The following is a 7,168-nucleotide window of genomic DNA, read 5'->3' as shown; positions in this document are numbered from 1 at the left end:
CAAGATTGGCGAGAAGTCGCTTGCTTGCAAACTGCTGCGTAAATTGAGCGAACCTAGCGATTGCGGGATAATTGTGCTCAATTTTGAACATCTCCGGTTAAGTTGACAATACCCTTGTAGGTGCTACCTTACGAGAGACAAAAGCACAATTGTTTGCAGATTCTCTGCACTCTGCCAAGCGTTTACGCTCATTTACTGCAACCTAACGTTAGCCGACAGAGAGCAAGAAGCCAAAGAATCTCCGCTTTCGATAAAAGCTGCTCTCCAACAGAAGCCCTCTGCTTTCGTCTCCCGTAAGGTAGCGTCTCTTACACCACCAGAAGCAGAGATAATATTTAACAAACTAGAATCTATATTCTAGAAAATTAAAAAATGTATTTTAATTAGTAGTTTTCTAGAATCTCTTTTTCTAGGTGTCGGGAGGTGCGAAAGCGGCTCGAAATTTATGCTCCTCTCTCTGCATCGACTATATTCGCTTCTCGTTGATCGCTTTAAACATCGAGTCGGCAAGCCAGTTTTGATGCCTATGGAGTAAATGAAGAAGCTAGAAATATCCTTTGCTTTACTCTAACTGCTTTGACTATGGCTGTTAGCAAACTAAAGACAGTGGTTGGCTGTCGCGAAGGGAACTCACGTCAACTTTTCTAAAAGGAAGTGTTTTACCGTAGAGAGATTGATACACGTTGCCTGACCAATTTAACGTGTTGTCCTGCGTCTCTGCATAGTAGTAGAAAGATCGATTGCTTATCCCATTTTTAATACGTGCAGTTCTACCCGATCCTACATTCCACCAACCCTCAGGCACCCATTTACCTGGTCTAAATTCTGTAATTCCAGATTGACTGCCAGTTGCACCGCCTCTAGTGCTACCAGGATAATAGGTCATGATTGCTACTCTGATTGGCTTATAGCAATTATTAGAGACATCAATGCCGTAAGTGGCTGGTCCAGCCGGAATTGACTGATGGCAATAAAACACATTACAAACGTGATCCGCTCTAGCTTGTTTTGATTGAGCAAGAAAAATACTGGACAACAGGCTAATTAAAGCCATACCCGAAAGCAGTAATTTAGGGCTTTTCATGACTTAAACCAAATCAACAAACTCTTGAATCACTAGCCTCAGATCTGAGGTGCCGTAAATTTGGTGAAGGGTAGTTAAGACCAGATTATGAGAAAGAAAGCTACCTGTTGTAGATGGTTAGTAGCTTGATTTTCTGATAGTTTTATTAATAGCTTAATTACTAAAGATAGGTGCAGAAAAATAGCAAATCTAAAAATAACTTAATGGATAGTAAAACTTGCCAATTAAATTCCTACTGAACGCATGTGAGGCAACATCTTTGAAGAAACTGTCCCAGATATAATCCAAAGTGGCACAGCTTTATCCCTTCAGCGTCTAATCAAGCCAACAGTTAAAATCTTTTATTCATACGCTTTCCAGCCTTAGCGACCAAAATTTCTTCATTGCTATATCAAAGGTGTATGGGAAAATGCTTGTCACATCTTCCCAATAGAAACCAGAATATATAACCTATTTTATAGAAAATAGGTTATATATTTGAAGTAATAGGTTGTAGAATTTAGTTTCTATGAATTACCTTTGCGTTCTAAGACGTATAAACTTTTTTTTGAAAGGAGTTTCCCAAAAGTGCCAACCCACGCAATTGCCATATTTAACGCTAAAGGCGGGGTAGGAAAGACTTCAACAGCGTATAACCTTGCTGTTGCCCTCGTGCGCTTTCACAAAAAGCGTGTACTGCTTATTGACATTGACCCCCAAGGCCACGCAGGAGCTGCTCTTGGAGTCGATATCATGAATGTCGAGCATCGAATCGATGAAGTACTCCTTGAGCAAATCGAAATTAAAGACACGATCCTAGAGACCTCTTCAGGGGTTGACATTATCCCGTCAAACATTCTCCTTGCTGAAGCAGAAATTCCACTCTCTGGAATGCCTGGAAGAGAAGTACTTCTTCGACGTGCAATAAAAACAATTTCATCTCACTACGATTTTATTCTCATTGATTGCCCTCCAAACGTGGGAATGCTCTCTGTTAATGCACTCATGTCAGCCCAAAAGCTCATCATTCCCGTTGATATGAGCTACTTAGGGCTTTTGGGCATTCCAGTTATTGAACGGATGCTTCACCTTATTCAGACGCGATTAGAGCATCCAATTGAAATTTTAGGAGTCGTTGCTACTCGCTACGATCAACGGCTTAACATCGCAAAAGATGTTCTTTCCTCTCTTAAGAGTCATTTCGGTGAGCGCCTCTTTGAAACAATCATCCCTGAAACAGTAAAGGTGAGAGAAGCACCTAGTTTTCAAGTGTCCGTTTTCGATCATGCTCCTGATACACCTGGAGCAATCGCGTACCAGAAATTCACAGAGGAGATGTTAAGCCGTGTCAAATAAACAACCTGCTAGAAAGCCCGCTATGGGAATTAATCCCTTAGGAGGTGGTGGGGGCCTCTTTGATAAAACGGAGCCCATCACTCCAACGGATAGTGAGACAAATGTACCGTCAAAAAGCACTTCAAGGAAAAAGCAAGAATCTAAAAATATAGAAACTAGAAAAAAGAATCTAGAAAATAAAAAAGAGAAATCTGAGTTTTTGCAGGATATAGAAACCTCTAAGAAAGATTCCATCGGTCTTCAGGTCACCACTGAAGTCAATGACTGGCTCGATGATCTAGTGAAAGCTAACCGAAGAAACACTGGACGAAAACTTCCAAAGCAAGTTCTTATTCAGGCAGGAATTGAACTGCTTCGAGCAATGCCAGTTGACTGGACTGAAGTAGGAGACATTGAGGAGCTGCGAAGTAAGCTGTCCCAGATTGCGAGATTGGTAGAAGAGCGCCAGTAGCATAGAATCTATTTTCTAGAAAATAGATTCTATGCTAAAAAAGTCAAACTGGACTGCTTGTAAAGAGTCGTTGAGCCAGTGCAACTAGCATTACTAACCATCAATTTAGTAAGTTGAAGTTTAAAATGGTTGAAAATTGCAACGGCTTCAAAAATTACTTTAAATTTTCGTCATTTTCGGCCCAGTATTTTTTGGAGAGGCAGAGCGAGTGAGGGATGCGGTAGAAGGGGCTGATCCGACAAACTTATTTGCAGGCGATAGCGAGCTGGCAACGTTGCTACGATCGCACGATTGGTCACAAACGCCCCTAGGCGAGATCGAAACCTGGTCAGACAGCCTGAAAACGGCTGTGCAGACCTTGTTAACCGAACTTGATCGAGCAAAGCAGCCAGAACAGGCACCGCCAGAACTGCAGGCTGATCAGCCGCAGGATTGCCGATCAGCCTCCGCCCATCAAGCGGCTCAAGCCGCTGCCTTTCGAGGCAGGCTTACTAAGGCGCTGCGTCCGCTGACCGATGCCGATGATATTCAGGCGATCGCTGCCCGCATTCTGGGTGAATCTTTAGGCGCAAGCCGCGTCATTTATATCGAAGTTTTACCCGGCGATCAAGAAGTCATCGTTCACAAAAACTACACAAACGGTGTGACCGAACTAAGCGGGTTGTACCGTCTGGAAGACTTCGGACGCAATTTGACCGCCGACCATCGAGCGGGGCGAACGGCGATCGTCCCCGATGTGGCAAACTACCCTCAATACACACCGGACGAAACGGCAAGGTATCGATCGATTGAGATTGCCGCACATATTGATGTGCCGCTGATCAAGAACAATCGATTCGTCGCATTGCTGGCGGTGCATCAGGCAACCCCGCGCCAGTGGACGGAAGACGAAGTAAAACGAGTTGAGGAGACCGCAGAGCAGACATGGGCTACCGTCGAACGTGCACGGGCTGAAGCAGCCCTGCGCCAAAGCGAGGAGCAGAGCCGCAAGATTCTGGAGAGCATCGCTGAGGCGTTCTTTGCCCTGGATGAAAACTGGCGATTTACCCACGTTAATCGATCGGCTGAAATACTGCTTGATCGCACTCCTGGCGACTTGCTTGGCAAGCACTTGTGGGAAGAGTATCCAGGACTGAGGGGTAATGAGTTGGCGCAGCCCTACTGGAGCGCCATGCGCGATCGTGTGGCTGCATCCTTGACGGCGTTTTACCCCGATCACGATCGCTGGTACGAGGTTCGCACCTATCCTGCCCCCAATGGCATCAGCGTTTACTTCAGAAATGTGACCGAGCAGATGCAAACCGAGACAGCCCTGCGCCAATCGGAGGAACGCTATCGGACGCTGTTTGAGTCGATCGATGAAGGCTTTTGCGTCGTTGAAGTCTTGCTGAATGACCAGGACACGCCCATTGACTACCGCATTTTAGAAATCAATCCGGCTTTTGAGCAACAAACCGGATTGCGACAAGCGGTCGGTCAAACAGCACGTCAGTTGAATCTGGAAGAACACTGGATTGAAATTTATGGTCAAGTGGCACTAACGGGTGAATCTGTGCGCTTTGAAAATAGCTCCCAAACCTTGAATCGTTGGTTTGATGTCTATGCTTGTCGCACCGGTGAACCAGAGGCGCACAAAGTGGCGATCATCTTCAAAGACATTAGCGATCGCAAACGGGCAGAAGAAAGTTTGCGGCAAGCTGCGGCATTTAATGCGTTTTGTGTCTCTCTCTCCGATGCGCTCCGCTCCCTTGCTGACTCCATAGAGATCCAGGCTGTAGCCAGCCGTATGCTAGGCGAATACCTCGGCGCGAACCGCGTGGCATACTTCGAGGTTAACGGCGCAGATTACGTCGTTCAGCGGGATTATGTTAACGGAGCCGACGCACTCGCTGGCAGCTACCCGATTGATTCGTTCGGACCCAAGCTGCTCGCAGCCTACCGCATGGGTCGCACCGTGTCCACGTCCGATGTGCAAGCCGATCCCCATCTGTCTTCAGAGCAGCGAGCCGCTTACGCCGCGATTCAAATCGGTGCCTACATCGGCATACCGCTGATCAAGGGGGACGAGTTCGTCGCTGGGCTGGCCGTCCACTCAGCCCCATCGCGAACCTGGACACCAGTCGAAGTGACCCTGGCGGAAGAAGTAGCAGAGCGCACTTGGGCGGCAGTCGAACGTGCCCATGCCGAAGCAGCCTTACGCGACAGTGAAAACCGCTTCCGCATGGCGATCGAAGCGGCCCAACTAGGCACCTGGGACTGGAATCTGCTCACCAATCAATTGCGTTGGGATGAGGGCTGTAAAGCCATGTTTGGCTTACCACCTGAAGCCGAGAGCAGTATTGAAGTCTTTTTTGCTGGACTGCACCCCGACGATCGCGAACTACTAGAGCAGATCATGGCATGGACGCTAAATCCAGCTAGCAGCGGCAAATATGACACAGAATATCGCACAATCGGCCTTCAGGATGGCGTAGAACGGTGGGTAGCGGCACGAGGACAGGTTTACTTTGATGCGGCTGATAAGCCACAACGCTTTGTGGGCACTGTCCTCAACATCACTGAGCAAAAGCGCATTGAGGTAGAACGAGAACAACTCCTTACTGAACGCAAACAAACCGCCGTCGAGCGAGAACAGCTCTTACAACAGGAGCAAATCCTGCGCCAGCAGGCAGAAATTGCAGAACGTAAACTATACGACCTTTTGGCCAGCATCCGCGAAGATTTTCTGTTGTTCAATCACGACTGGCGCGTGGCCTATCTCAACCCCCAGGCCGAGATCACTATGCAAAGGCCGCGCGACCAAATTTTAGGCCATCGCATTTGGGAGCTGTTTCCCGACCTGGTTGGAACAGAGTACTACCATCGTCTGCATCAGGTCATGCGAGAACAGGTCCCGGTTCAGTTTGAGTACCACTACGACACCTGGGATGTCTGGTTTGACAATCGCGTTTACCCAAGTCCCGAGGGCATTACCATCCTCTGCTCGAACATTACCAATCGCAAACGCGCTGAAGCTGAACGAGAACAGCTCTTGCAGCAAGAACAAATCGCCCGCGAAGCCGCCGAGAACGCCAACCGAATCAAAGATGAATTTCTTGCCGTGCTGTCCCACGAGTTGCGCTCGCCACTTAACCCAATCTTGGGCTGGTCAAAGCTATTGCAGCAGGGAAAACTGGATACCGCAAGAACCACAACGGCACTAATGACGATCGAGCGTAACGCCCAACTTCAGGTGCAACTCATTGACGATCTGCTCGACATCTCTCGGATTTTGCAGGGCAAACTCAGCTTGAATGTGCTGCCAGTTGATCTCAGCACCGTCATTTCTGAAGCGCTGGAAACTGTTCGTTTAGCCGCAGAAGCGAAAACGATTCAAATCGACACGACGCTCTCACCCGGTGTTGGCATGGTGATGGGCGATGCTGGGCGGTTGCAGCAAGTGGTATGGAATCTGTTGTCTAACGCAGTCAAATTCACCCCTCAAGGAGGACACGTTACGGTCGCCTTAGCTTCCGATGAGCACCATGCTCAAATCCAAGTGAGGGATACTGGCAAAGGCATCAAGTCCGATTTTCTGCCCTATGTTTTTGAGCATTTCCGGCAAGAAGATGGAGCCACCACGCGCAAGTTTGGCGGCTTGGGCTTAGGACTGGCAATCGTGCGGCAAATTGTCGAACTGCATGGAGGCACAGTCGCAGTCGAAAGTTTGGGGGAAGGAGCGGGAGCCACGTTTACCGTTCAAATTCCCCTAACATCTCGCTTTGCCGTCTTGCCCACGATCAAGCCGCGGTCCAGCGCCACCGAGGACTTAAGTGGTATTCACATTCTCGTCGTCGATGATGAAGCTGATTCGCGTGAGTTCGTGGCGTTTGTTCTAGAACAAGCGGGTGCAATCGTCACCGCCGTCGCCTCTGGCATTGAAGCACTGCAAGCGTTCTCCCAAGCCTTGCCAAACATTCTTGTGAGCGACGTTGGGATGCCAGAGATGGATGGCTATATGCTGATGCGGCAGATTCGCAGCCTGCCCCTTGAACAGGGTGGACAAATTCCGGCGATCGCTCTCACGGCCTATGCCGGAGAACTCGATCACCAGCAAGCAATCGCCGCCGGTTTTCAACGGCACATTCCCAAACCGATAGACTCAGAGGTCGTCATCACCATCATCACCGAATTAGTATCATCAGCCGGTATTGTCAACTTAACCGGAGATGTTCAAAATTGAGCACAATTATCCCGCAATCGCTAGGTTCGCTCAATTTACGCAGCAGTTTGCAAGCAAGCGACTTCTCGCCAATCTT

4 protein-coding genes are annotated in these 7,168 nt (G+C 48.4%); 3 read left to right on the top strand and 1 reads right to left on the bottom strand.

Annotation, left to right across the window (positions count from 1 at the left end):
- Positions 1 to 589: 589 nt before the first annotated feature.
- Complete coding sequence (locus NC980_RS25970) at positions 590 to 1,084, bottom strand: DUF1036 domain-containing protein (RefSeq protein ID WP_190377277.1); 495 nt, start codon at positions 1,082 to 1,084, stop codon at positions 590 to 592.
- Positions 1,085 to 1,651: 567 nt separating this feature from the next.
- Here NC980_RS25970 and NC980_RS25965 point away from each other — a divergent pair.
- From NC980_RS25965 to NC980_RS25955, 3 genes are all read left to right on the top strand, one after another.
- Positions 1,652 to 2,419 (top strand): ParA family protein, encoded by a 768-nt coding sequence (locus tag NC980_RS25965; protein WP_190377276.1) that lies wholly within the window; start codon positions 1,652 to 1,654, stop codon positions 2,417 to 2,419.
- Entirely contained in the window at positions 2,409 to 2,870 is a 462-nt protein-coding gene (locus NC980_RS25960) for a hypothetical protein (protein WP_190377275.1), read from the top strand. Before NC980_RS25965 ends, NC980_RS25960 begins: the two co-directional genes overlap by 11 nt.
- 208 nt (positions 2,871 to 3,078) lie before the next feature.
- Positions 3,079 to 7,092, top strand: coding sequence for an ATP-binding protein (locus tag NC980_RS25955; protein ID WP_199298565.1), 4,014 nt, complete (start codon positions 3,079 to 3,081; stop codon positions 7,090 to 7,092).
- Positions 7,093 to 7,168: the final 76 nt, after the last annotated feature.

This window comes from Leptolyngbya sp. AS-A5, assembly GCF_039962495.1.
Lineage (GTDB): Bacteria > Cyanobacteriota > Cyanobacteriia > Leptolyngbyales > Leptolyngbyaceae > Leptolyngbya.
Note: the sequence above shows the minus strand (reverse complement) of the source record. Positions and strands in the feature narration are given on the sequence as shown.